At 55.1% G+C, this 23,076-nt stretch carries 16 protein-coding genes; 1 reads left to right on the top strand and 15 read right to left on the bottom strand.

The window, feature by feature from the left end; all coding sequences use genetic code 11:
* Positions 1-86: 86 nt before the first annotated feature.
* The 14 genes from AC6ROY_RS24360 to AC6ROY_RS24295 form a co-directional block, all read right to left on the bottom strand.
* Positions 87-3,194 carry an efflux RND transporter permease subunit gene (locus AC6ROY_RS24360; protein ID WP_500103159.1) on the bottom strand — a complete coding sequence of 1,036 codons (3,108 nt, stop codon included), beginning with the start codon at positions 3,192-3,194 and terminating at the stop codon, positions 87-89.
* 99 nt (positions 3,195-3,293) lie between these two features.
* Entirely contained in the window at positions 3,294-3,824 is a 531-nt protein-coding gene (locus AC6ROY_RS24355) for a GbsR/MarR family transcriptional regulator (RefSeq protein WP_500103158.1), read from the bottom strand.
* Positions 3,825-4,020: 196 nt separating this feature from the next.
* Positions 4,021-6,222 carry a hypothetical protein gene (locus AC6ROY_RS24350; RefSeq protein ID WP_500103157.1) on the bottom strand — a complete coding sequence of 734 codons (2,202 nt, stop codon included), beginning with the start codon at positions 6,220-6,222 and terminating at the stop codon, positions 4,021-4,023.
* 67 nt (positions 6,223-6,289) lie between these two features.
* Positions 6,290-7,753 carry an ABC transporter substrate-binding protein gene (locus AC6ROY_RS24345; RefSeq protein WP_500103156.1) on the bottom strand — a complete coding sequence of 488 codons (1,464 nt, stop codon included), beginning with the start codon at positions 7,751-7,753 and terminating at the stop codon, positions 6,290-6,292.
* A 25-nt stretch (positions 7,754-7,778) separates the two neighbouring features.
* Entirely contained in the window at positions 7,779-8,717 is a 939-nt protein-coding gene (locus tag AC6ROY_RS24340) for an ABC transporter ATP-binding protein (protein WP_500103155.1), read from the bottom strand.
* Between the two features lie 7 nt (positions 8,718-8,724).
* On the bottom strand, positions 8,725-11,658 hold the full coding sequence (locus AC6ROY_RS24335) for an ABC transporter permease (protein ID WP_500103154.1): 2,934 nt from the start codon (positions 11,656-11,658) through the stop codon (positions 8,725-8,727).
* Complete coding sequence (locus tag AC6ROY_RS24330; RefSeq protein WP_500103153.1) at positions 11,658-12,758, bottom strand: efflux RND transporter periplasmic adaptor subunit; 1,101 nt, start codon at positions 12,756-12,758, stop codon at positions 11,658-11,660. The genes AC6ROY_RS24335 and AC6ROY_RS24330 overlap by 1 nt, the downstream gene beginning before the upstream one ends.
* Positions 12,718-13,470 carry an ABC transporter ATP-binding protein gene (locus AC6ROY_RS24325; RefSeq protein ID WP_500103152.1) on the bottom strand — a complete coding sequence of 251 codons (753 nt, stop codon included), beginning with the start codon at positions 13,468-13,470 and terminating at the stop codon, positions 12,718-12,720. The genes AC6ROY_RS24330 and AC6ROY_RS24325 overlap by 41 nt, the downstream gene beginning before the upstream one ends.
* Before the next feature lie 267 nt (positions 13,471-13,737).
* Positions 13,738-14,415 (bottom strand): DnaD domain protein, encoded by a 678-nt coding sequence (locus AC6ROY_RS24320; RefSeq protein ID WP_500103151.1) that lies wholly within the window; start codon positions 14,413-14,415, stop codon positions 13,738-13,740.
* Positions 14,416-14,695: 280 nt separating this feature from the next.
* On the bottom strand, positions 14,696-15,910 hold the full coding sequence (locus tag AC6ROY_RS24315; RefSeq protein WP_500103150.1) for an acetate/propionate family kinase: 1,215 nt from the start codon (positions 15,908-15,910) through the stop codon (positions 14,696-14,698).
* Positions 15,907-16,779, bottom strand: coding sequence for a 3-hydroxyacyl-CoA dehydrogenase family protein (locus AC6ROY_RS24310; RefSeq protein ID WP_500103149.1), 873 nt, complete (start codon positions 16,777-16,779; stop codon positions 15,907-15,909). Before AC6ROY_RS24310 ends, AC6ROY_RS24315 begins: the two co-directional genes overlap by 4 nt.
* Before the next feature lie 323 nt (positions 16,780-17,102).
* A complete protein-coding gene (gene leuD / locus AC6ROY_RS24305; protein ID WP_500103148.1) occupies positions 17,103-17,702 on the bottom strand; it encodes a 3-isopropylmalate dehydratase small subunit in 600 nt (199 codons plus the stop codon).
* A 69-nt stretch (positions 17,703-17,771) separates the two neighbouring features.
* Positions 17,772-19,190 carry a 3-isopropylmalate dehydratase large subunit gene (gene leuC / locus AC6ROY_RS24300; protein ID WP_500103147.1) on the bottom strand — a complete coding sequence of 473 codons (1,419 nt, stop codon included), beginning with the start codon at positions 19,188-19,190 and terminating at the stop codon, positions 17,772-17,774.
* Between the two features lie 146 nt (positions 19,191-19,336).
* On the bottom strand, positions 19,337-20,203 hold the full coding sequence (locus tag AC6ROY_RS24295) for a YitT family protein (protein WP_500103146.1): 867 nt from the start codon (positions 20,201-20,203) through the stop codon (positions 19,337-19,339).
* A 127-nt stretch (positions 20,204-20,330) separates the two neighbouring features.
* On the opposite strand from AC6ROY_RS24295, the gene AC6ROY_RS24290 reads away from it, so the two are divergent.
* The gene (locus AC6ROY_RS24290; protein WP_500103145.1) at positions 20,331-21,296 is read left to right on the top strand and encodes a LysR family transcriptional regulator; all 966 of its coding nucleotides are present in this window, start codon (positions 20,331-20,333) and stop codon (positions 21,294-21,296) included.
* Between the two features lie 56 nt (positions 21,297-21,352).
* Here the strand turns inward: AC6ROY_RS24290 and AC6ROY_RS24285 are convergent, their stop codons facing one another.
* A complete protein-coding gene (locus AC6ROY_RS24285; RefSeq protein ID WP_500103144.1) occupies positions 21,353-22,963 on the bottom strand; it encodes an MFS transporter in 1,611 nt (536 codons plus the stop codon).
* Positions 22,964-23,076 lie beyond the last annotated feature (113 nt).

The following is a 23,076-nucleotide window of genomic DNA, read 5'->3' as shown; positions in this document are numbered from 1 at the left end:
GATGCTTGGCTTCAATCTGTTTGTCTGCGTCGGATTCATGGATTAAATTCTCCTTTTCCCTGTATCTGTCTGGTTCCGGATTACGATTAATGGGTGACGGATGTCACGTTTGTGTCGACCGACGGGTCATTTTTGCGGAAACGGCGAACCAAGCGGCGCTTAAATCCTTCGATCAGATCATAGATGACCGGTACAACGATCAGTGTCAGCAAGGTGGACGTCGTCAGACCCCCGATGACAACGACGGCCAAGCCTTTCGAGATAAGCGCTCCCTTGGAAAAGCCGAGAGCCAGCGGCAGCAGCGCGATAATCGTGGCGCCGGCCGTCATAATAATCGGACGGAGACGCGTCATACCCGCCTCGATCAAAGCGTCGCGCACAGAATAATTTTCCTCACGCAGCTGCTGCACGCGGTCGATCAACACGATCGCATTCGTAACAACAACCCCGATCAGCATCAGGAAGCCGATCAGCGATGTAATATTAATGGATTCGCCTGCGACAAGCAGGGCAATCAAGCCGCCAATCGCGGCCAGCGGCAGCGAGAACAGGATAGCCAGCGGCGCGCTGCCGTTTCCGAAGGCGAGAACCATGATCAGATACACGATAAAGACAGATGCAAACATCGCAACGAACATCTGCTGGAAGCTTTCCTGAATATCATCCGTGACACCCTTGACCTCGGTACGGACACCCGCCGGGAGCTCCAGCTTCGTCAGCTCCTGGGTTACTTTCGCGCTGACCCCGCCCTTATCGGCGGAATCAATTTTAGCGGTCACTCGCACATACTGGGTTTGCTGATCCCGCGCAATCGCCGCCGCCGCTTCAATCTGACTCACCTTGGCGACTTCCGTCAGCGCTACCTTGGAGCCGGTTGGCGTAGTCAGCATGAACTGGCCGACTTTATCGACTGAATTTTTAAAGCTCGGATCAACCATCACCTTCGTTTCAAAGGTGGCGTTATCGAATTTCAGGTCGCCGATTTTTTCTTCAGCCAGCCAGGGTGCGACGCCTTCCATAATTTGAGCAGAGGAAAGACCGAGCAGCCTTGCTTTATTCTGGTCAACATTGATTTCAATTTCCATCTTGGACTCGCCCATACTGTCCTTGATGTCAACCAGCTCAGGGAACTCCTTCATCCGTTCCTTGACTTGTAACGCCGCCTGCTGCAAATAAAGGAGATCATCACCCTTGAGCATATAGTTGAAATCAGCGCCGCCGCTTGGGGCTCCTGCTCCGCCGATAACGGAACCATCCGCCTCCGAGCCGGTCGGCAGCAGGTCGCCGATACGTTTCTTAAAGTCCTGCAGCAGCTCTTTGGCGTTTGAAGCTTCCGAGGCAACCGCAAAAAACGAGCTGCGATACGGCACCTGATCGCTGCCGCCATTGTAGCCAATCGACGATTCCACGTAATCAAAGGTTGGCTGGCCTGCAGGGTCTTTGCTTTCAAACATAATGGCTTCAATTTCCTTAACCTTTTCATTCATCGTTTCGATGGTCGTTTCACGCGGCATTTTGATCGAGAACTCCATCATCTTATCCGAATCGCTTTCCGGCATAAAGCCTGTTGCAAGGAACGGCACCGTTCCGACAATCGACCCTACAAACAGCAGCAGCGCCATCACCATCGTAAGCAGCCGGTGCTTCAGGGACCAATGCAGCGCCTTGTTGTAGAAAATGGACACTTTACCGACAGCGGCCTCATCATGGGCCTTGATGTTTTTATTGTTGAGCACCAGCAATTTGGCCAGCATCGGAATAACCGTAACGGCCACAATCAAGGATGACAACAGCGCCGCAGCCAGCGTAATCGCAAACGGACGGAAAATTTCACCGAGCACGCCGCTTACCATACCGATCGGAGCAAACACGCCAACCGTTGTAATGGTGGACGAAGTGATCGCCGACGCGACTTGGGCCGTAGCCAGCTTAATGACCGATTCGTTGCGCTCCTGCGCCTTCTGGAGCTGGCTGTAAATATTCTCAATAACAACGATACTGTCATCGACAACCCGCCCGATCGCAATCGCCATCCCGCCGAGTGTCATAATGTTCAGGGAAATGCCGAGCGGCGCCATAATCATCAGCGTAATGAGCATCGACAACGGAATCGAGACTAAAACGATGATCGTCATCCGAACATTTCTCAAGAAGAGCAAGATCATAATGGAGGCCAGCAAAGCGCCGAGTATGCCTTCCTTCAACATCCCGTTGATGGATTCCTTAATATCTTTCGCACTGTTATAAATACCCTGGAACTTAATGTCCGGATATTGCTGCTTCCAACCGTCCATCAGCTTGTCGGCATCGTTGCCGAACTCGACTGCATTGGCGTTTTTCGTCTTGTACAGACGCACGCCGATGGCCGGCTGGCCGTTCAGCCGGGAGATGAAGGTCGATTCGGTGATCGCTTCAACCTTGGCAATATCCTTCAGCAGCACTGTTGTGCCGGATGCGGTCGAAATTTTCATGTTTTCCAGACCGTAAATCGTGTTCAGATCGCTCTTGACCCGCACCATCTGTTCGTTGCCGTTAAATTCCACCGTTCCCGCAGGGCTTGTCGTGAGCGCCGCCTTGATGCTTTGCGAAACCTGGGCCGGGGTCAATCCATAGTTATTGATTGCATTGCCGTTGAGCTTCATCGTCAGCACCGACTCCTGATTGCCGATCGAGTCGAGGTGGTCAATCCCTTTCATCGCGTTGAAGCCAGGCTCAATGACATCCTTGTACAGCTTGTCGAGCTCCTGCTGGCTCATGCCGTTTTGCGCATACAGCGACAAATAATAAACCGGCTGGGAAGCAAAACCGAGCGTGGTTACCTTGGGCCGTTCCGAACCGGACGGCAGCCTGACATTGGAAATCAGACTTTCCACGTCACGCTTGGCGTCATCCGTATTCACGGACTGCTCCAGCTCAAGCACAATCTGGGAGAAGTTATCGCTAGAGCTGGACGAGAGGTTTTTTAACCCTTCCAGACTCGCAACCGCCTTCTCCAGCGGCTCGGTGACATTGTCAAGCACATCCTTCGGCGGCGCCGTATACTGCGTATTGATGAGAACGACCGGGAAGGAGATATCCGGCATGCTCTCCACCTTCAAGGTCGTGGAAGCAAACGCTCCGCCGCCGAACAGGAGAAGAACAATGATGATAACCGCCGTGATGTTCTTCATCGAAAAATTCGTTAACTGATTCATCTCTCTACTCCTCCATTAAGATTGCTGAACACTTAGACGCCGCTTCTTCTCCGCCCCCTTCAAATTTCAAAAAAATAAAGGTTGGTCGCAGCAAACGTTCTAATGGTCGTTCAGCTCCTGCATCAGCTGTCGCCTGACTTGCTGCCATTCCTGCTCCAATCCGTCCAGCTTGGATAAAATAAAGACGTGCAGCGCCAAAGACTCGGTAAACCTGAGCTTCGCAGCCTTGTAGGAATCCAGCTCTTCCTGAGGCACATCCACAAGCTGCTGGAGCGCGGTCAGCATCTTGCGGAGCTGCTGGGTCAGGCCTTCCGTCTTCTGCTTCGTCGCCCGAAGCGCGCTTACGTGGGCATCATCGGCAATGAAATAATAATCCTTTCGGTCGCTGCTTGCCGTCAGCTTCTGGCACATGGCATTACGCTCCAGCGTGCGCACCTGGACACTGATCGCCGCCTTCGATACGCCGAGCTGTTCAGCGATCGACTGCAAACTCACCGGCCCCGGCGCAAACAGGAGCAGTCCGAAGATACGGCCAACCAGCGGGCTGAAGCCCTCATGCTGGAACGACTGGGACATCCCGTCGATGACCGTATGCTTTAGCTCCGTAAAGGACTGCGGGGTTGAGTTCATTTTGCTCTCCTCAGTTATGTAGGTTTAGTATCGTTAACAAAGTTGTTAACGATACTAACGTAATACTTGAAAGCGCACGCTGTCAACTTAATTTTTTGAAAATGCTGGCATAAACACAGACCGCCCCCGCCAAGTTGTTACGCAACCAGGCAAGAGCGGTTTCAGCCGATAAAACAACGATCATGGTTAAGCCAGCTTAGTCTGTCGTTTCGAACCAGGTAATTTTTTGGGAAGCCAGCAGCTTTTTCTGGCCTTTATACGTTTCATAAACTTTGAGATCGTAATCCTTTAAGTACCTGACCATAAAAATAAATTCCCTGTTATTTTTAGTCAGCTTGAATTTTTCCTTTTTGCCCAGCTTGATTTGACCTTCCGTATTTTGCAGCGGATCGGTTCCATTTTCGGTGTTTTGCTCCTCAAACTTGGCCAGATCCATATCCCAGCTAAACTTCACTTTGTCCTCACGGTCCTCAACTGCAATGCTTAACTTGCGGCCTTCCAGATTCGTCTCGCTCATCAGTTTTTTGGTCAGCTCGTAGTCAAAGTACAGCTGGATGCCGGTTTCATCCCCACGTGTTTGGATCTTGCTCATGGATAGCTTGTACGGTCCAACCTCCAGGTCCTTGACCTTGTCCTTCACGTCCTTCTTTTCAGCCGGCAGCCAGAAGGAAACAGCATTGACATACGCATCCGGCACATCTTTGCTTTCGCTGAACTTATCCTGGGTAATCGCATCGCCGATCAACAGCTGCAAGCCTTCGGTTGAGAAGCCCTTAGGCACGTCTGCTGTCAGGAACAGCAACGCGGAGCCGCCTGGCGTGGTGCGGTTTTTAATCTCGGGATTAATCGCCTGCAGCACCGTGCCGTCAGCGGACCGGAAATACGTCACCAGCTTGGGCACCATCGCCGAACGTTTCTCCAGATTCGCCGCCTCCAGCTGAACGGCCAACGTATCCGCGCTATCGCCTGTATAAATCGTGACGCTCCGTACCTTGTATTCCGTGCTCCGTCCGACGCTGATGACTTTATGCGTATCGCCGACATTATTCAACGGGATCGCCATCAGCTCCGAGCTATGCACGAAGTCCAGCAAGTCCTCCGTTGCTCCCGTCCCCGAGCTGCCCGAGTCGGTTGTTCCCGTATCCCCGCTCGCCGATGTTTTCTCCTGCAGCACCAGCTTGGCCTTGGCGAATTCATACGTATATGGAATTTTTCCGACAAATTGATACTGCAAGCTGCCGCCAGGCGCCAAGCCGATTACACGGTCCGTCCGAACGAGCTTGGCTTCCACCTTAATATTTTCATCCAGCATAAAGTAACCCGTCAACGCAGGCAGCGGCAGCGACTCCGTTCCCCGGTTGCCCAACGTCAGCGTAGCCGTTAAAATATCCTGTTCTTCCCACGGCGCGCGCAGCACTGAATTTAACTCAGCCGTATAGGAACCGTCCTTGTTGGTGAAATCATGAACTTGTCCTGTGCCGACACGGTCAGGCTCTGAACCTTGCGGCAAGGCGAAAAACGCCACCGGCAGGTTCAGCTTCAGGTCGGACGCATTTTGCACGATGACAAGCTGCCAGTTCTCAACCTTGAGCGACACCGGCACCGAACCGGTCAGCTCGACATCCTTTATCGTCTGCGGATTGATGGTCAGCTCCTTGGCTCCCTTGAAGGTCAACGGATACATATAGCCTTCCGCTGTCCGAATCATATACTGGTAAGTCGGAACGGTCACGCTCCGGTTGCCCGTATTGTTCATTTTCAGCTTGATGGTCGGCGTATAATTTTTTTCATTTTTGCCGATATACACCTTCTCGATCAAGGTGCTGACCGGATTGCTGTTCATCGAGATCGTTTGCGCGCTGCCGGGCGCCGTCACGATGCTGTAATCGCCGGGTACCGGAATTTCTCCAATAACCCGCTCAAAATTGGCTTGGCTGAAATCCCACTTGATGACGTCAAAAATAAGATCGGAAAGCTCGGTTGTATCATTGATCGACGCATAAAAAGCGATGTCCTGGCTTGATTTGGGCGTAATCCGATTCTTATCCTTGTCCTGCGGCAGCACCTTGACCGTAATCTTGTTGCCTGACTTCGTACGCAGCCGAACCCAGTAGTCGATAAATTGCAGATCGCTTGTCCCATTGTTGTTCACCGTCAACGTAAAGGTAACCGTCTTGCTCCCTTGCTCCGGCATCACGTACAGGTTTTTCAGCTCAAAGGTGCTGGTCGGTGAAACCTCAACCTGCCCGATCGCAGGCGCCGTGCCGGTGGACAGGACAGCCGTGCCGGCTGTCCCTCCGCTGTCTGCCGCAAATGCGGGAACCGCGCTGCTGAATACGATCGTGGAAGCCAGGAGGCACAATGCGGCCCGCCGGATGCGTTTGCGTCTTGTATTCATCGTTGTTATAGTCCTCCTCTAACCGTGTTGAATTCCCATGAGGCTTGTTTGGCGGCCGTCACACGCCTTAACGCATGATGGCGTCGAGCGGCCCGTTCGGATTTTCCTTGATTTGCTGCAGCATCTGGTTGCCCTCGGTTTCCCATTGCTTCAGCGCATCCCGGACAGACTGCTTGCCTTGAGACGCCTCGTCGAATAAACGCGCCCCGATGCTGCTGATCTGATACAGATTTTGATTGGTGCGGTACAGCTTCGCTTCCTCCGGCATCGGAGCAGGCATCAGCGTCGTGAACGCCTTCATGTTAAACTCCATGCCATCCTTTTTCTTGATGTATTTCTGGCGCGATACGATGTTATAATTGCTGCTTGCTTTCAGCTTGGCCCAGTCCTCGCCGTTAATAAATTTCACATACTTCCACGCCTCGTCCGCATTTTGCGCCTTGGCGTTGATTGCAACGACGCTTTCCATCCCGATATTGGACCCGATATCCGGCGCTTCCTGATGCACAGGCAAGGTAACGACATCCCAGTCGAATGGCGTGAAGCCCTTGATGTTTTGCGCGTTTTTCATCGCATTATTGATGCGGTCCAGCTCGCCATAATTCGAAATCGCCATCGCAACACGGCCGGACAGGAAATCATCGTGCTGGAACGGATTGTAATCTTCAGGTCCCTGCATTTGCATCTTACTCATATCGAGCTGCTCTGGCAACAGTTTTTCTGTTTTCAGCTGCAGGAGGCTTTTCCAGACATTCTCCCATTGATCGGTGTTGACCGTCATCTTCTCGGCCTTGTCGTCAAACATACGGAGCTGCAGCGGAATCGTGTACGGCTGGGTCCCATAGTAGATGTCGCCGCCCATATTGTAGGTGGAGAAGGAGAAGCCGTACTTGCGATCCGCCCCCTCGCCCTTGGACAACCGGCGGGCCAGATCAAACATATCCTGCCAGGTCATCTTGTCGGTCGGATAAGCAACACCGGCTTCGTCGAACATTTTTTTGTTGTAAATGACTGCGGAGGAGCTGAAGGTTGGCGCCAGTCCGTACAGCTTGCCTTCGCCCGCCTTCTTGATGCCGTCGAGCACCGCAGGCACGATATCCGCTGTATCGAATTTATCCTTCGTAATGAGCGGATCAAGCTGGGTCAGCCTATTGTCGGCAATCAGATCCGGCAGCTGATCATAGCTGACCATCACGACATCGGGCGGATTGTCGCCGTTCATCGCTTCCTTGAGCTTTTCCATCGGGTCCGGCTGCTTCTCGTTCGGATTAGGACGCGCATACCCGTACATATAGCGGTCATCCTGCAACGGGATAATTTCAATCTTCACGTTTTTGTTCGCAAATTCATACAGCTCCGTGTAGCGCTGACGGAAATATTCATCGTCGCCGCCGAAAGCCATGGTCGCGATCCGCAGCACCTTTTCCGTTTTATCATCATTGCTGCCTGTATTTGTGCAAGCCTGCAGCACAGGCACCAGAAGTCCGACACTGAGTGCCGTCAGCATCGTACGCTTTAACCGTTTATCCATAATTTGTTTCCCTCCGCAATATGTTTTAAACCGGCTCGTTGCCGGCTTGACCGGCAGGCTTGCCGGGCCGTTCCTGCTTGTTCTCCGCCTGCTCCTCAAGCGATTTCGGTGTTTTGATAATAATTTGTTCGCCGTCAAATTCCATTGTCGCCTTGCCTTCTATGCCCAGCGATTTCAAGTATGGCGCCGGAATTTGCAGCCGGCCTACACGGTCAAGCACCACATATTCCTCGTGTACGCCTCCGAGCGACGCCGCAGCCTCCGCCTCGTTGTGATCCAGGTTCGGATTCCGTTTGATGAACTCGGTACTGGTCATTCCGTCGCGGATCGCCACCACGCGGTCCACCTTACCCGCCAGCGCCATATCATGCGTGACAATCACAATCGTAACGCCAAGCTCCTTGTTCAACCGCCGGAAAATATCCATGATCATATCCGACGTTCGCGTATCCACCGAACCCGTCGGCTCATCCGCCAGCAGCAGCGACGGACGATTAGCGAGCGAAATTGCAATCGCCACCCGCTGCTGCTCACCGCCGGACAGCTGCTGCAGCTTGTTGTTCACCCGCTCCTTCAGCCCGACCCATTCCAGCAATTGCCGGGCATAGGCGCGGTCATACGATCCGCTGAGCATCATCGGCATCTCGACGTTTTCCAGCGCCGTGAGATACGGGATCAGGTTGCGGGCATTGTTTTGCCAAATAAACCCGACGGTTTTGCGCTTGTATTTCACCAGCTCTTCATCGGTAATTTTGAGCAGGTTCCATTCTCCCACCCGAACTTGACCAGCCGAGGGGCGGTCCAGACCGCCCAAAATATTCAGCAATGTCGATTTCCCGCTGCCGCTGTTGCCGATAATCGCCATCATCTCGCCTGGCGCAACTTCAATATTGAGGCCCTGCAGTGCGACAACCTCAAGGTCGTCGGTCTTATAAATTTTGACGAGTCCTTCGCAATGAATCACTGCAGCATCACTTCTCCTCTCCCAGCTTCACGGCCTGATGTACCCGCAATCGCCGGATATGCAGAAACAGCAGGCTCGCCCCGGTCAGCATCATCACCCCGATGACAACGTAGAGCTGGCTTGTATCCCGCGCGTCGAAAATAACACGGAACGGCGGCACCTGCGTCTTCACATTTTCCGCCGTCTGCAGGAACGGGAGGAACAGGTAGCTGGTCAGCTTGCCGATGCCAAGGCCAAGCGCAATCGCCAGCCCGGCCGTAAACACCTGCTCCAGCAGCAGCATGCCGGTCAGCTGACGCCGCGACAGCCCCATCGCCCGCAGTACGCCAAACTGCACGACACGGCTCGACAGGTTGAAAAACCAATACAGCACATAACCGACCAGCGAAACAAACACCGAGACGAGGAAGCCCAGACTCAAAATGCCAAATACGCCGCCCCGGGCCGGATGCTTCTTCTGAATGATCAGTTCATTGCGGACGTCCTTCACGGTTGCGATGTCGACCTTCTGCTCCCTTAGCACCTCCAGCATCGGCGGAACCTTTGCGCCATTCTTCATTTTCAGCCAGACGTCATACGGCACAACCGGCGCCTGGTCGTAGATGTACTCCAGATTGGCGATAAAAAACGGCGTTTCATCGGGATACAAGCTCGGCCAATACGGCACTGTCGCGACTACGACAAATTCAACAGATTGGCCGGATATCGTAATATTCATCAAATCGCCGGGCTTAATCTGATTTTTCTCAGCCAGCCTGGTTGATATGATGACCGCCTGCTCAAACTGCCCCAGCAAATTCAAGTAATGGTTCTGATGCACCTTGAACAAATCTTTGCGGAACCAGCCGACTTCAGCAAAGTCAACGTTGTCAATCCCCATCAAGGTGCCTTGGCCGATCGACTTGCCGGACACCACCGCATTGCTTTTCAAGGTCATGACCCTGGCCGCATGCTCGACGCCCTCCAGCTCACGGAACAGCTCAAACGGCGGCTCAATGTAGCGCAGCTTGGGCGGCGGCTGGTTGCCCCCTCCCGGCTGGCCGCCCGGGTTGCCTTGGCCTTGGCCTTGACCGCCGCCCTGTCCCTGCCCTTGTCCTGCTCCCGGATTTCCGCCCGCTCCGGGCTGACCTTGGCCCTGTCCCTGGCCGCCCTGCTGGGCGTTGTTTTGCGGCAGCTCGTCGGAGACGGCTGTCCAGTCGGCCCGCATAATCACATCCGTGCCATAGGCATACAAGGTGCGGTCTGTCGAGTTCAAATCAATAGTGCGCGCCGCAGATGCGTTATAAACACCGAGGCCCAATGTTAAAATAAGTAAAATCATTAACGGGTAATACGCGGTCGAGGACCGGCTTAATTGGGTTAGCGTCAAATAAACCGGCACCGGCAGCAGCCGCTTGCCCAGCCAGTTCCCGATGCGCAGCAGCCACGGGAACAGCCGCAGGGCAAACAACCCCAAGGCAATAATCGACAAGGCCGGGATAAAAAACAGCAGCGGATGCACCTGAAGCTGATCTGTCGTCATTCCTGTCTGGCTAAACAAATCCTGGCGCTGCCCGAACAAATAATAGCCGTAGCCGACAAGTACGAGCAGCGTAATATCAAGAAACCATTTCTGCCAAAACGGCTTGCGATCCGATCTGGCAAGCTTCTGCTTGTAGCTGACGATCGAAGCGCGGGCAAATACAATCGCCGGAATAACGCTGGCCAAAATGGCGATGACAACGGCGATGATGCCGTACAAGATCGCTTCGGAGGACAAGCCGATCGGGACGGCCTTGCGGTCCACAAAGGTCAGAAATCCGCTGGAGGACCCGATGCTTTTGGCCATAAACCAGCCGAGCAGCGGACCGAGCACCAGCGAGATGCCGCCCAGCAGCAAACCCTCCAGCAAGTAAATCCAAATAATTTGCCCGGTGCTGCCTCCCCGGCTGCGGATGACCGCGATGACCGTCCGCTGCCGGTCGAGCGACTGTCTGGCGTTCATGACGATGTAATAAAACACCATGGCAATCATCGGAGCCGCCAGTGTAAACAGCATAATCTGCAGTTGGACGCTCTGGACTTTAAATTCCTGCAGCAGCGGAATAAACGAGACGTCCACGCGCGTATTTTTCAGCAGCTGAAACACTGTCATGCCGAGCCGGTCCAGCTTGTTTTCCAGTCCTGACAGCTGACTCGTCTGGATTTCACGCAAATCAAACGCATAGTACCAGTTCGCCAGGTTCAGCGGTATTTTTTTGTTGATCAGTATGTAATCCTGAAAGCCGGCTTCACTCATGAAGGCAGAGGTCAGCAGACCCTCCAGCCCTTGATACCAGTAAGGAAGCGTATCGTCAAGCGGCTTGTAGGCGCCGACAATTTTTATTTTCACCGGAGCGATGCCCAGCCCGCCGCTGATCGGGTAGTTGAACGTATCGCCTACACGCATATCAGCGCGGTACAGCGCCTCCTCAAACATCACCACTTCAATGACGCCGCTCTGCGGCTGCTCCGCAAACCAGCTCCCCTGGGTAAGCTCCACCTGCTCCTTCAAGCCCGACTGAGCCAGCAGTGTCAGCTGGCGGCGCTTGCTCGCATCCACCTTCGTTGGATCTTCCGGTGAAATTTGCGTCCCCCGTATCGAATAAGAACGTACGTACGCCTCAGCTGGAAAAGCGATTTCCCGGGGAATATCGTCCCGGATATAATCGTCGACGGCTTTGAGGTCGTTCAGATCGGCGCGGTCGCTGCCGCTGGCCTGGTAGCGAATCATCACCGAGCCGGCGGGAAGCCCGTCGCTTTTCTCCTCCAGCGTCCTGGCGACAACACGCTTGAGCGAGCCGTCCGCATACATCGGGATGCTTGTCGTAAAGGCGACGGCCATAATCAAGCCGACCAAGGTGCTGAAGGTGAGCCAGCGGGTGTTCCACATTTTGCGGAATAAAAACCGAAGCATCGGCATTAGCGACCCACTACTTTCTGTCCAGGCGTCAAGCCCTTCACGATCTCAACCTCGGTCGAGGTTTGTTGACCAAGCTCCACGTCCACTTCCCGTTTCGTGCCGTCGCTTTCCACAATCTGCACATAGTTGCGGCCGGCGTACGAGCGAAGCGCGGCCAGCGGAATCAGCACGGCATTTTCCTTGCGCTGGGTAATGACCGTTACGCTAAGCGGACGGCCGCGATCCACATTTTCCGGAAATTTGTCCAGCGTTACAATCATGTAGTTGTCAATGGAATCCGGCTGCTTCTGCCCGTTGCCGGGAAAGCCGTTGTTGCCGTTGTTGCCATCCGTTTTGGGGACCGGCAGCTGCAGCACCTTCCCCTTATGCTGGCCGAGCGCATTAATGTCAACGACGACCTCCATCCCGACCGCGACCTTCTTCAGATCGTCGGCGCTCAGCGTAGCGGCTACAGTGAGCTGCGACAGGTCAGCAATCGTAGCTACCGCGTCGTAAGCTTTGACGGAATCCCCTTTCTTCATATAAACGGAAACAATCGTACCCGTAAACGGGGCCGTCAGCTTCGCCTTGGCAATCGTGCTTTCCAGCTTGTTCAGCTTCTCGCGCTCCAGCTCAAAGTTAATTTTCGCCTGCTCGATCTCCTCCGCGCTTTTGCCGTCCGCATTACGCAGCGTTTCGATCATCGTCAGCTCATCCTTACGTGTTTGCAGCCGCTTCTGCTTCAGCTCGCTTTCCAGCTCGGTCACATCCAGCTCGGCAATCACCTGGCCCTGCGCCACCGTATCGCCGGTTTTGACCAGCAGCTCTTTAATCCTGCGGCTCGTCTCGTCCGTGAAATACAAGTCCTCCTCCACCGTAGCCATCATCCGGCCCGAGCCGCGCGCCGTTGATTCCAGCGTCCCGGTTTTCACCGCATATTCCGGCTTTTTGGACAGCTTCGGCGCCTGGATGGTCGGAATCGTTTCTTCCTCCTCTTCCTTGGGCAGCAGCGAGCAGCCGGACAGGGCAACGGCCAGCGAAAGCGACAGTCCTGCGGCGACGGCAGGCTTTGCGGCTTTTTTAGCTGTTGATAAATTTACCATCCACCATTTCGAAAACACGGTCGGCAACCTCCATTATTGTCGGATCATGCGTGGTCATACAAATCGTCATCCGCTCCGTCTCGATAATGTCGCGGAACACGCCCATGACCTGAGCGCCCATCTGCGAATCCAGCTCCGCCGTCGGTTCGTCGGCCAGCAGCAGGCTAGGCTTATGCGCAATCGCCTTTGCGATCGCCACACGCTGCTGCTCCCCCCCGGACAGCTCAAACGGACGGTGATGCATCCGCTTGGCCAATCCGACCAGCTCCAGGCAATGCGTGACCCGCGGCTTCCATTGCGACCGCGGAATGCCCGCCATGCGCATCGACAACTCCACATTTTCCCAGGCGGACAACAGCGGCATTAAAGCGAATGATTGGAAAATAAAACCAATTTCTTTTCTGCGTATGTACGTGCGTTGATCGTCTCCGCACTGATGAAACAAATGCTCCTTGAAGCGAATTTCCCCTTTGTTTGGCTGATCCAGACCGCCAATCAAATTAAGCAGCGTCGTTTTTCCGGAGCCTGACCTGCCTTTCAGCATCGCCAGCTGCGTTGGATACAATGACATATGAATGCCTTTGAGCACATGAAGCTGCTGTCCCCCTACGGGAAATGAACGCTCCACCCCCGCTACGGTCAACAGCGGCACACTCAAATCGACAACGGCCGCACCTGAAGCAGCCGCAGGCTCGGCCGGCTCGTTACGCTTGCGCAGCCAACGGACCATGCTGCCCCTCCTCTACCTTTAAATTGACATAAATTTCGACACATTACGCTCTGCCGGACACATCTTGTTAGACGAAAGCGACAGTCAAAAAGTTACACCCGACATGGGAAAATTAATAACGGTTTCCAATTTCGTCGGCGTCGTCAGGGAAACGTCAGAGAACGCCAGACGACTCCGGTCAACATCCAGCTGCTCGCGCCAGCACAAACAGGCATCCGTCACGAGCGACGAATGCCTGTCGATTCCATCAACCTTGCCATGATCTCGTTATCTGGTTCTGAATTTCTGGGAATGCTCCTTCGCCTGCTCAACAGTCGTAATCCGGTTGCGCTGCCATTCCAGCAGGATGCGCTCGATGTACCGGAAGTGGATTTTCCCGGCAAATACCGCTTCCTTCAAGCCCGCCAAAATAAGCGTCTCCGGATGTCCGTCCTTATCCAGCCAGCCTACGATTGATTCTAGCTCCATCGGCGTTAACGGCCGGCCGAACTCGCGCTCGAAGATGGAAAACACATCCTTGCGCTCCCCCCGGCCCGCTGCGGCCAGCTTCCGGCTTGTTCGCTCCTCCTGCCATTCTTCGACGCGCAAGGCGGCCAGACGCTCCAGCAGCGGCGTCCAGTTATAAGCTTCGCTGTGGACGCCGGTTGCCGGATCCTTCGTCTCGTCAATACGCAGCAAGCCCTCCTGCAGCAGCTTCTGCAGCACGCCGATAACCTTGTCCTGCGGGATCGACATTCGTGCCTGCAGCTCCTCCGGCGTCGGAAAATCTTTGCGTTCCTTCTGCCTGAACGCCATCAGATGAATGATCAGCATCGCGTCTGTCTCCGACAGCCGCAGACGCGGGTAATAACGGATAAGCCAATAAGGGATGTCTGCCGTTCCGTCGGTTAGCCCGCCCAGCAGCAGCTCCGTCCAGTCCCTCGGCTCACGTTCATTTCCTCTCAAAGCCATGCTTCCTCCCTGCACATCCTTCCCCCGGGAGCCTATCCCTTCCTTGACCGGCTTCACGCGGTTCTACGCTTGTCTACCGAAAGCGCTCCTCCATCAGCTCCGGGTCGTCATACATTTAATGAACGCCGGTGAACAATGTTCGACCGGCGTCCTCTTCATAAGCATATAGAATGTAAAAGCTTTCAGCAAGCTGTCCCCTTCGATACTTGCAAGAAAAGCTGCCGCTGCAACACGGATGCACCTTCATCGAAAATGCTTCGAGCCGCAGCTTTTCTTATTCTACAGGTTTATGTTGTAAAATCAACTCATACGTATCCCGGGCAATGACCAGCTCTTCATTGGTGGGAATAACGAGCGCCTTCACGCGCGACTCGGCCGTTGAAATTTCCCGGTCCTCGGACGATCTGCGCGCATTAGCCGCTTCATCCAGCGTCAAGCCGAGGAAGGTCAGGTTACGGCAAACCGCTTCGCGGAGAATCGCCGAGTTTTCGCCGACACCCGCGGTAAAGACGATGGCATCAATCCCGTTCATCGCGGCCGCATAAGCCCCGATGCACTTGCGCAGCCGGTACTCGTACATGTCGAAGGCAAGCGCCGCATTTTTATCTCCCTGCTGCATCGCCTCGGTAATTTCCCGCATGTCGCTGCTGACGCCGGAAATCGCAATCAGGCCGCTATGCTTGTTCAGCATAGAGCTGATCTCGGACAACGTCAGCTCTTCCTTATTCATCGCAAACGGCACAATCGCCGGATCAATGTCGCCGCTGCGCGTACCCATCATCAGCCCTTCAAGCGGGGTCATGCCCATGCTTGTATCGACGGACACCCCGTTCATCACAGCCGTGCAGCTCGCGCCGTTGCCGATATGGCATGTCACGATTTTCAGCTCCTCCAGCGGACGTCCGAGATAAGCCGCCGCCCGCTGGCTCACGTACGCATGCGACGTACCATGGAAGCCGTACCGGCGAATCTGGTGTTTTTTGTACAGCACCATCGGAATCGGGTACAAATAGGCCGTTGCAGGCATCGTCTGGTGGAACGCCGTATCAAACACAACGGCTTGCGGCACGCCCGGCATGTTCGCTTCCACCGCCTGAATGCCTAGCATATGCGGCGGATTGTGCAGCGGCGCCAGGTCAAACAGCCGGCGAATTTCATGCTTGACCCGATCATCAACCAGCACGGAATTCGAGAACGACTCGCCGCCGTGTACGATCCGGTGACCTACCGCGTCAATTTCGTTGACCGATTTCAGCACACCAACCTCCGGATGCGCCAGAAACTCCAGCACGCGGCGAATGGCCGTCGTATGCTCCAAAATTTCACGGACCTCGCGGACGTCCTCCTTGCCTTCCGGCTCGTAGGTCAAAATCGCCGATTCCATGCCGATCCGCTCAACCTTGCCTTTCGCCAGAACGGATTCATCCTCCATGTTATACAGCTGAAATTTCAGCGAGGAGCTGCCTGCATTAATAACGAGAACGATCATACGCGGTCACCATCCTTATCATACCGGAAAAAGCCTTGCCCGGTTTTCGTTCCGAGGTTGCCGGCGCGCACCATTTGCTTCAGCAGGAAGGATGGACGGTATTTCAGCTCGCCGAACTCGCGGAACATCCGCTCCATCGCCGCCAGGACGGCGTCCAGCCCAAAGCGGTCGGCCATTTCCAGCGGTCCGTAATGAAAGTCGTAGCCGACTCGCATCGCGCTGTCGATATCTTCAGCGGAAGCTACACGCTCGGAGAGCGCGTGCATCGCTTCATTGATAAGAATGCAAATCAGGCGAGTCGTAACAAAACCGGGCGATTCATAAATTTGAATGCCCTGCTTCTGAATCGTCTGCTCCACGAACTGCTTCGTCCGCTCAAACGTTTCCTCGCTTGTTTTAACAGCCCTTATAATTTCAACCAGATGAATTTTCGACACCGGGTGCAGGAAATGAAGCCCGATGACCCGCTCCGGCAGCTTAGTTTCGGCAGCCATCTCGGTCAAGCTGAGCGTTGATGTATTGCTGGCCAGCAGCACTTCCGGCGGGCACAGCTCGTCAAGCTTCGCAAACACCTGCTTTTTCAGCTCCAGATCCTCGGTGACGGATTCAATAACCATATGGCATTCCGCCAGCCGACTCCAGTCGGTTACCTTCTGAATTTTAGATAAGATCAGCTTTTTCTCCGTTACCGTAATCGCCCATTTCTCTAATTGCTTATCCAGGCTGATTTCGATTTGTTCCCACGCTTGTTCAAGACGTTCGGGAGTGCGTTCGACAAGCAATACGTCGAGGCCCTTGGCCGCCAGCATTTCCGCGATCCCCTGGCCCATCGTTCCTGCTCCGACGACACCGATTTTGGTTACTAACATGGTTGTCTCTCTCCCTTCCAGCATCTATCCAGTGATATTATACACAATGCCAACTCGATTACCTAAAACAAATGTCACATGTTGACGGCTAAATTAGGACAAATCCATGAACGCGGGTATAACGTTACGGGATCAGACCCGATCCGGCCATCTGCAGGACGCCCGGCGCACGAAGCGCCGGACGTTCTGCAGATGGTCGAACTGGCGAGGAGCCTGCTCAGCGCCCAGCCGACAGGCGTGTTGCCCGGCCGCAGCTCCTTAAAAAAAGCCCGCCAAACCGTTAGGCTGCCAACGGTAGGCGGGCTTTGCTGGATAAGTGGTTCTTACGCCTGACGCGCGGCTTGCGCCTCTTCGTACGCGGTGATTTTGTCCGCATGCTGCAGCGTCAGACCAATATCATCCAGACCGAGCAGCAGGAATTGCCGACGATGCTCGTCGATCTGGAAGTCGATATGCAGGCCATAGGCGTCCGTCATCGTGTTGTTCTCCAGGTCTACGGTCAGCTGGTAGCCTTCATGAGCGGCCGTGCGCTGGAACAGGTCCTCAACCTGCTCCTCGCTCAGCTTGAGCGGCAGGATACCGTTTTTGAAGCAGTTGTTGTAGAAAATATCGGCAAACGACGGCGCGATTACGACGCGGAAGCCGAAATCCTGAATCGCCCAAGGCGCGTGCTCACGGGAGGAGCCGCAGCCGAAGTTCGCGCGGGAAATCAACACGGATGCGCCCTGGAAGCGCGGCTGATTCAGGCTGAATTCCGGAATAACGTCACCCTTCGGGCTGAAGCGCCATTCGTAGAACAAAAACTGGCCGAAGCCCGAGCGCTCGATGCGCTTCAAAAATTGTTTCGGAATAATCGCGTCCGTATCGACGTTGACGCGGTCGACCGGCCCTACAAGTCCGGTATGCTGTTTGAAAGCTTCCATGTCGGTCTGCTCCTTACATCGGGAAAATGGGTGATACGGGTTGCTGGTCCTCCAGCTATGACAAGCGGATTACGCTTCTTGTTTAACTTTGAATTCCCAATCGCGAACGTCTGTGAAATGACCTTTGACCGCAGCTGCGGCAGCCATTGCAGGCGATACGAGATGCGTCCGTCCGTCGCGGCCTTGGCGGCCCTCGAAGTTACGGTTGGAGGTCGATGCGCAGCGTTGGCCCGGTTGAAGCACGTCAGGGTTCATCGCGAGGCACATCGAGCAGCCTGCATCACGCCATTCGAAGCCGGCTTCGGTGAAAATTTTGTCCAAGCCTTCCTTCTCGGCTTGAATTTTCACGCGACCGGAGCCCGGAACGACGATCGCTGTCACATGCGAAGCGACCTTATGGCCCTGTGCTACGCTGGCCGCGGCGCGCAGGTCTTCGATCCGGCCATTCGTACAGGATCCGATAAACACGTAGTCGATGCCGATTTCGTTCATCGGCGTGCCCGGTGTCAGCCCCATATATTCAATCGCCTTTTCAGCAGCCTTGCGTTCATTTTCCGTCGTGAAGTCAGCCGGATTCGGCACAGACTTCGTAATATCCGTCCCCATGCCAGGGCTTGTTCCCCAGGTCACTTGCGGAATGAGGCTTTCAGCGTCAAATTCAACAACCCAGTCGTACACGGCGCCTTCATCGGTCGTCAGCTGCTTCCAGCCAGCTACGGCGCGGTCAAACTCTTCGCCTTGCGGTACATAGTCGCGTCCGCGCAAGTATTCGAACGTCGTCTCGTCAGGCGCGATCAAGCCAGCGCGGGCGCCGCCCTCAATGGACATGTTGCAGACCGTCATCCGCTCTTCCATCGACAGGTTGCGAATCGCTTCGCCTGTGTACTCAATGACGTAGCCGGTCGCAAAGTCCGTGCCGTACTTGGCGATGACGCCGAGAATGAGGTCCTTCGCCGTAACGCCCGGCTTCAGGCTGCCGTTGATGCGCACTTCCAGCGTTTTCGCTTTCGATTGCTGCAAGCATTGGGTTGCGAGTACATGCTCAACCTCGCTCGTACCGATCCCGAATGCCAATGCTCCGAATGCGCCGTGCGTGGACGTGTGGCTGTCTCCGCAAACGATCGTTTTGCCCGGATGCGTCAGACCTACCTCAGGACCCATAACGTGAACGACGCCCTGGTCGATGTCGTCAAGGTCAAACAGCCGAACGCCGAAGTCCGCACAGTTTTTGGACAGCGTGTCGATTTGCTGCTTGGAGATCGGGTCCGTAATGTTGTAGCGGTCCTTCGTCGGCACGTTGTGATCCATCGTAGCAAACGTGCGGTCCGGACGACGCACTTGACGGCCTGCCAGACGCAGTCCCTCGAACGCCTGCGGGCTCGTTACTTCATGAACCAAATGCAGGTCGATGTAGATAATGCTCGGCTTGCCTGGCTCGGAGTGGATGACATGGTTGTCCCAAATTTTCTCAAACATTGTTTTTGCCATCGGTTGCACCTCTAGTCATGTAGGAATGAAACTCAGGTCTTGCGACTTGATGTTGTTGCTCAGTTATCATCCTACCATGTTCAACTTCATTGTTCCAAGATATAATATCTATAGGATTCATAGGCTGATACTATAACAACCCGGAGCTAGTGAATATTTTTCTTCTCCATGTTGCCGCCGAGCACATCCGACACATGTTGAATCGAGATAAACGCCTTCGGGTCGATTTCATGCACAATCGCCTTGAGCTTGGCGACCTCCAGACGGGTCACGACGCAATAGATCATCTGGGTATCTTCCTTGGAGTAGCCGCCCTTGGCATAAATAAACGTTGTGCTGCGGCCGAGCCTGCTCATGATCGCTTCGGAGATTTCCTCGTATTCACTGGAGATGACCGTGGCGGACTTTGATTCCTCCAAGCCTTCGACGACGATATCCATCACCTTGGAGGCAATATAGAAGGTAAAAATCGAGTACATCGCCGAATCCCAGCCGAAAATGAACCCGGCTATAATGAAGATGACGACGTTGATCATCATAATAATTTGCCCGACCGGCACACGGAACCGTTTGGATAGCAAAATCGCCACGATCTCCGTGCCGTCCAGCGAACCGCCGTACCGGATGACAAGCCCGACCCCGAAGCCGAGAATAAGGCCGCCGAACAGCACCGCCAGCACCTTCTCGTCCGTAAACGGCTCGGAATGATGCAGCAGCAGCGTCGTCACCGACATCGCCGAGATGCCGTATAGCGTTGAAATCGCAAACGTTTTACCGATCTGCTTGTACCCGAGCAGCAGGAACGGCAAATTAAATACGAAGATGAACAAACCGAGCGGCAGCCCGGTCAGCTTGGCGACCATGATCGAAATACCGGTGATGCCTCCATCCAGTACCGTATTGGGCACCAGAAACAGCTCCAGCGACACGGCCATCAAAATGGCCCCGATGGTGATCAGGATAAATCTTTTGATAAATTCAACGAGCGACAGCTTTCTGTGCGTTTTGGCCAACCTTGTTTCCTCACCTTCCTGCAAACTTTGTCATTTTTGTCCATCGTCTAGTGTACATGATCACGCCCGTCAACTCAAACGGGATCAGCATCTTTTCAAAAACTTTAGGAAAGGCGGCAACCCGCTTATGGAGCTTCGTCAACTGCAGTACGCCCTGCAAATTTCGATTGATAAAAATTTTTCGCGCGCCGCGGAAAAGCTGCATATCGCGCAGCCCTCGCTCAGCCAGCAGCTGTCCAAGCTGGAGAAGGAAATCGGCGTGCTGCTGTTCCAGCGCACCACCAACTCGGTTGAGGTGACGCATGCCGGGTCCCAGTTCGTGGAGAAGGCGCAAAAAATTCTCGACATGGTCGAGCAGCTCAAGCAGGAGATGGAGGACATCTCGCAGATGCGCAAGGGGCGGCTTGTCGTCGGCAGCCTGCCGATTACCGGCGCTCATGTGCTGCCGCTTGTACTGCCGGTGTTTCAGGAGCGGTACCCGGAGATCGACATCGTGCTCGTCGAGGAAACGACGTCCAATCTGGAGCAGCTTACAGCGAGCGGACAGGCGGACATCAGCCTGCTGTCGCTGCCGCTGATCGACGACACGCTTGCCTATGAGCCGGTGATCGAGGAGGAAATTGTGCTGGCCGTGCCGCCGCATCACCCGCTCGCCGCGCTCGCTGCATCGCCTGAGCCGCAGTCGGTCGACATCGCACTGCTGCAGCAGGAGCCTTTTATCGCGCTCAAAAAGGGCCAGGGCTTCCGGCAAATTACGGTGGAGCTGTGCAGCGACGCGGGATTTATGCCACGCATCGTGTTCGAGAGCAGCAACATCGAGACGGTGCAGTCGCTTGTCGCGGCAGGCATGGGCATCGCCATGGTGCCTCATATGGTGTCGCGCGGCCGCTGGAGCGAGCTGGCGCCCGTTTATTTGCCGCTGCGCACCCGTCCGTTCCGGACACTGGTGGTCGCTTATAAAAACGGCCGGTATTTGTCCAAGGCGGTTGAAGCGTTTATGGAGACGTTTCGGGAAGTGATGCATGCGAGCGGAAGCGGTATCAGAGTCGGCGGGTCGGACCGGTCGGACGATTCCAACCCGTCAAACCGCTAAAGCGGCGAATCCGGCATATGTAAGTCCGCGCAAAAAAGAGGCTGCCGCGCAGCCTCCTAATCGTCGTCCTCCAGCAGCTCCTTCAGCTCCGCGCGGTCCGCATCGTCGGCAGTCCGGTGAACGGTGCCGTACGGATGCTCGCCCGGCGCATAAATGCTGTACAGCTTGAGCGGCGTGCTGCCGGTATTAATAATATTATGAAACATGCCCGCAGGCACCATAATGGCGCTGTCGGTCCCCGCCTCCTGCCGGAACGACAGGTCGTGCTCGCTGGTCCCCATCAAAACAACGGCCTTCCCGTCCTCGATCCGCAAAAACTGGTCGATCTGCCGATGCACCTCCAGACCGACCTCGCCGCCTACCGGGATCGACATCACCGTCACCTGCAGCTGCTGGCCTGTCCAGACCGCCATCCGGAAATTTTCGTTATCTACGGTCAGCTGCTTCACGTCTGTCACATAAGGCTTGCGGCCGAAATCCGTATCGCTGTCATAGTCCCGCTGCCGCTGGAAAAAGAGGTACGCCGCGAAGCCGACCGCCAGCAGCCCGGTTACCGCAAACCCAAGCTTGGCTCCCGCGCCGGCCCAGGCAACGCCCATCAGCAGCGTTCCGCACAGCGTCGCAACCGCCTGGAAGCCCATCATGACGCCAAGTCCCGTCGCCCGCTCCTCCTGCTTGATATGCAGCGACATCCAGGCGCTAGTCAGGCCCTCATAGATGCTCTGGAACACTGCATACACGATAAAAGCCACAAACACAAGCAGCAGCGGCAGCTCCTGCTGACTGAGCAGCATATACGTAGCGCCGAGCGCCAGCGAGCCGAGCGCAAACGTTTTGGCAAAGCCGATCCGGTCGCTGAGCGAGCCAAGATAATAGACCAGCAGCGTTCCCGCCAAATTGTAGGCGACGTAGGCGCTGATAATGAGCAGGTCGCTCAAGCCCAGCTCGCGCGCGCGCAGCAGCAAATAAATGTCCGTGCTTTTCAGCAGCGTCAGCGCAGTCAGCAGGTACAGCACCCGCCTGTACGCGGGCGTTGCCGTCTTGTAATGCGACGAGAGGCGGCGGAACAGCCCCGTTACGCCGCCCGGCTGAGCGTTCGGCAGCTCGGTCTGCTTCTTCGCCTCCCGAATAAAGAAGCCGGCAATGATGGCGCACGCGCCCGGAATCGCCGTCAGCGCGATGATCAAGGGAATACTGTCGCTGTACGCATACAAAATGGCCAGCGTAATCAGCGGTCCGAGCGTAGCGCCCAGCGTATCGGCCGCCCGGTGAAAGCCGAACACCCGGCCCCGGTTGACCGGCGTGGACACATCGGCCAGCAGCGCGTCGCGCGGCGCTTGCCGGATGCCCTTGCCGAAGCGGTCAAGCAGCCTGAAGCCGAAGATCGCCCAGTAGGTCGGAAACAGCGCCATCAGCGGCTTCGCCGCCGCCGAGATGTAGTAGCCGGTATTAATCAAGCCTTTGCGCCGCTGCAGCCGATCCGAATAAATGCCGCTGAGCAGCTTGAGCACGCCCGAGGCGAGCTGGGACAAGCCTTCGATCAAGCCGATCAGCACGACGCCGTACCCGATATCGCTCAAATAGAGCGGCATAATCGGATATAGCATCTCGGTCGCGATGTCCGTGAAAAAGCTGACAATCGACAGCACAATGACATTGCGTGACAAAAATGCAGCCGTCTTTTGTTTCTGATTAGCGTTCATCGTCTACTGGACAGTCATAAGTTCTAACGCTTAAGAAGCCAGAGAATCCGCGTCAGAATTGGATATTTCTTGCTTGG

The sequence above is a fragment of the Paenibacillus sp. sg306046 genome, assembly GCF_059821225.1.
Note: the sequence above shows the minus strand (reverse complement) of the source record. Positions and strands in the feature narration are given on the sequence as shown.

Coding starts and splice junctions, on each gene's coding strand:
- AC6ROY_RS24360 (WP_500103159.1), bottom strand. CDS start 3,194: ATGAATCAGTTAACGAATTTTTCGATGAAGAACATCACGGCGGTTATC.
- AC6ROY_RS24355 (WP_500103158.1), bottom strand. CDS start 3,824: ATGAACTCAACCCCGCAGTCCTTTACGGAGCTAAAGCATACGGTCATC.
- AC6ROY_RS24350 (WP_500103157.1), bottom strand. CDS start 6,222: ATGAATACAAGACGCAAACGCATCCGGCGGGCCGCATTGTGCCTCCTG.
- AC6ROY_RS24345 (WP_500103156.1), bottom strand. CDS start 7,753: ATGGATAAACGGTTAAAGCGTACGATGCTGACGGCACTCAGTGTCGGA.
- AC6ROY_RS24335 (WP_500103154.1), bottom strand. CDS start 11,658: ATGCCGATGCTTCGGTTTTTATTCCGCAAAATGTGGAACACCCGCTGG.
- AC6ROY_RS24325 (WP_500103152.1), bottom strand. CDS start 13,470: ATGGTCCGTTGGCTGCGCAAGCGTAACGAGCCGGCCGAGCCTGCGGCT.
- AC6ROY_RS24315 (WP_500103150.1), bottom strand. CDS start 15,910: ATGATCGTTCTCGTTATTAATGCAGGCAGCTCCTCGCTGAAATTTCAG.
- AC6ROY_RS24310 (WP_500103149.1), bottom strand. CDS start 16,779: ATGTTAGTAACCAAAATCGGTGTCGTCGGAGCAGGAACGATGGGCCAG.
- leuD (WP_500103148.1), bottom strand. CDS start 17,702: ATGGAAGCTTTCAAACAGCATACCGGACTTGTAGGGCCGGTCGACCGC.
- leuC (WP_500103147.1), bottom strand. CDS start 19,190: ATGGCAAAAACAATGTTTGAGAAAATTTGGGACAACCATGTCATCCAC.
- AC6ROY_RS24290 (WP_500103145.1), top strand. CDS start 20,331: ATGGAGCTTCGTCAACTGCAGTACGCCCTGCAAATTTCGATTGATAAA.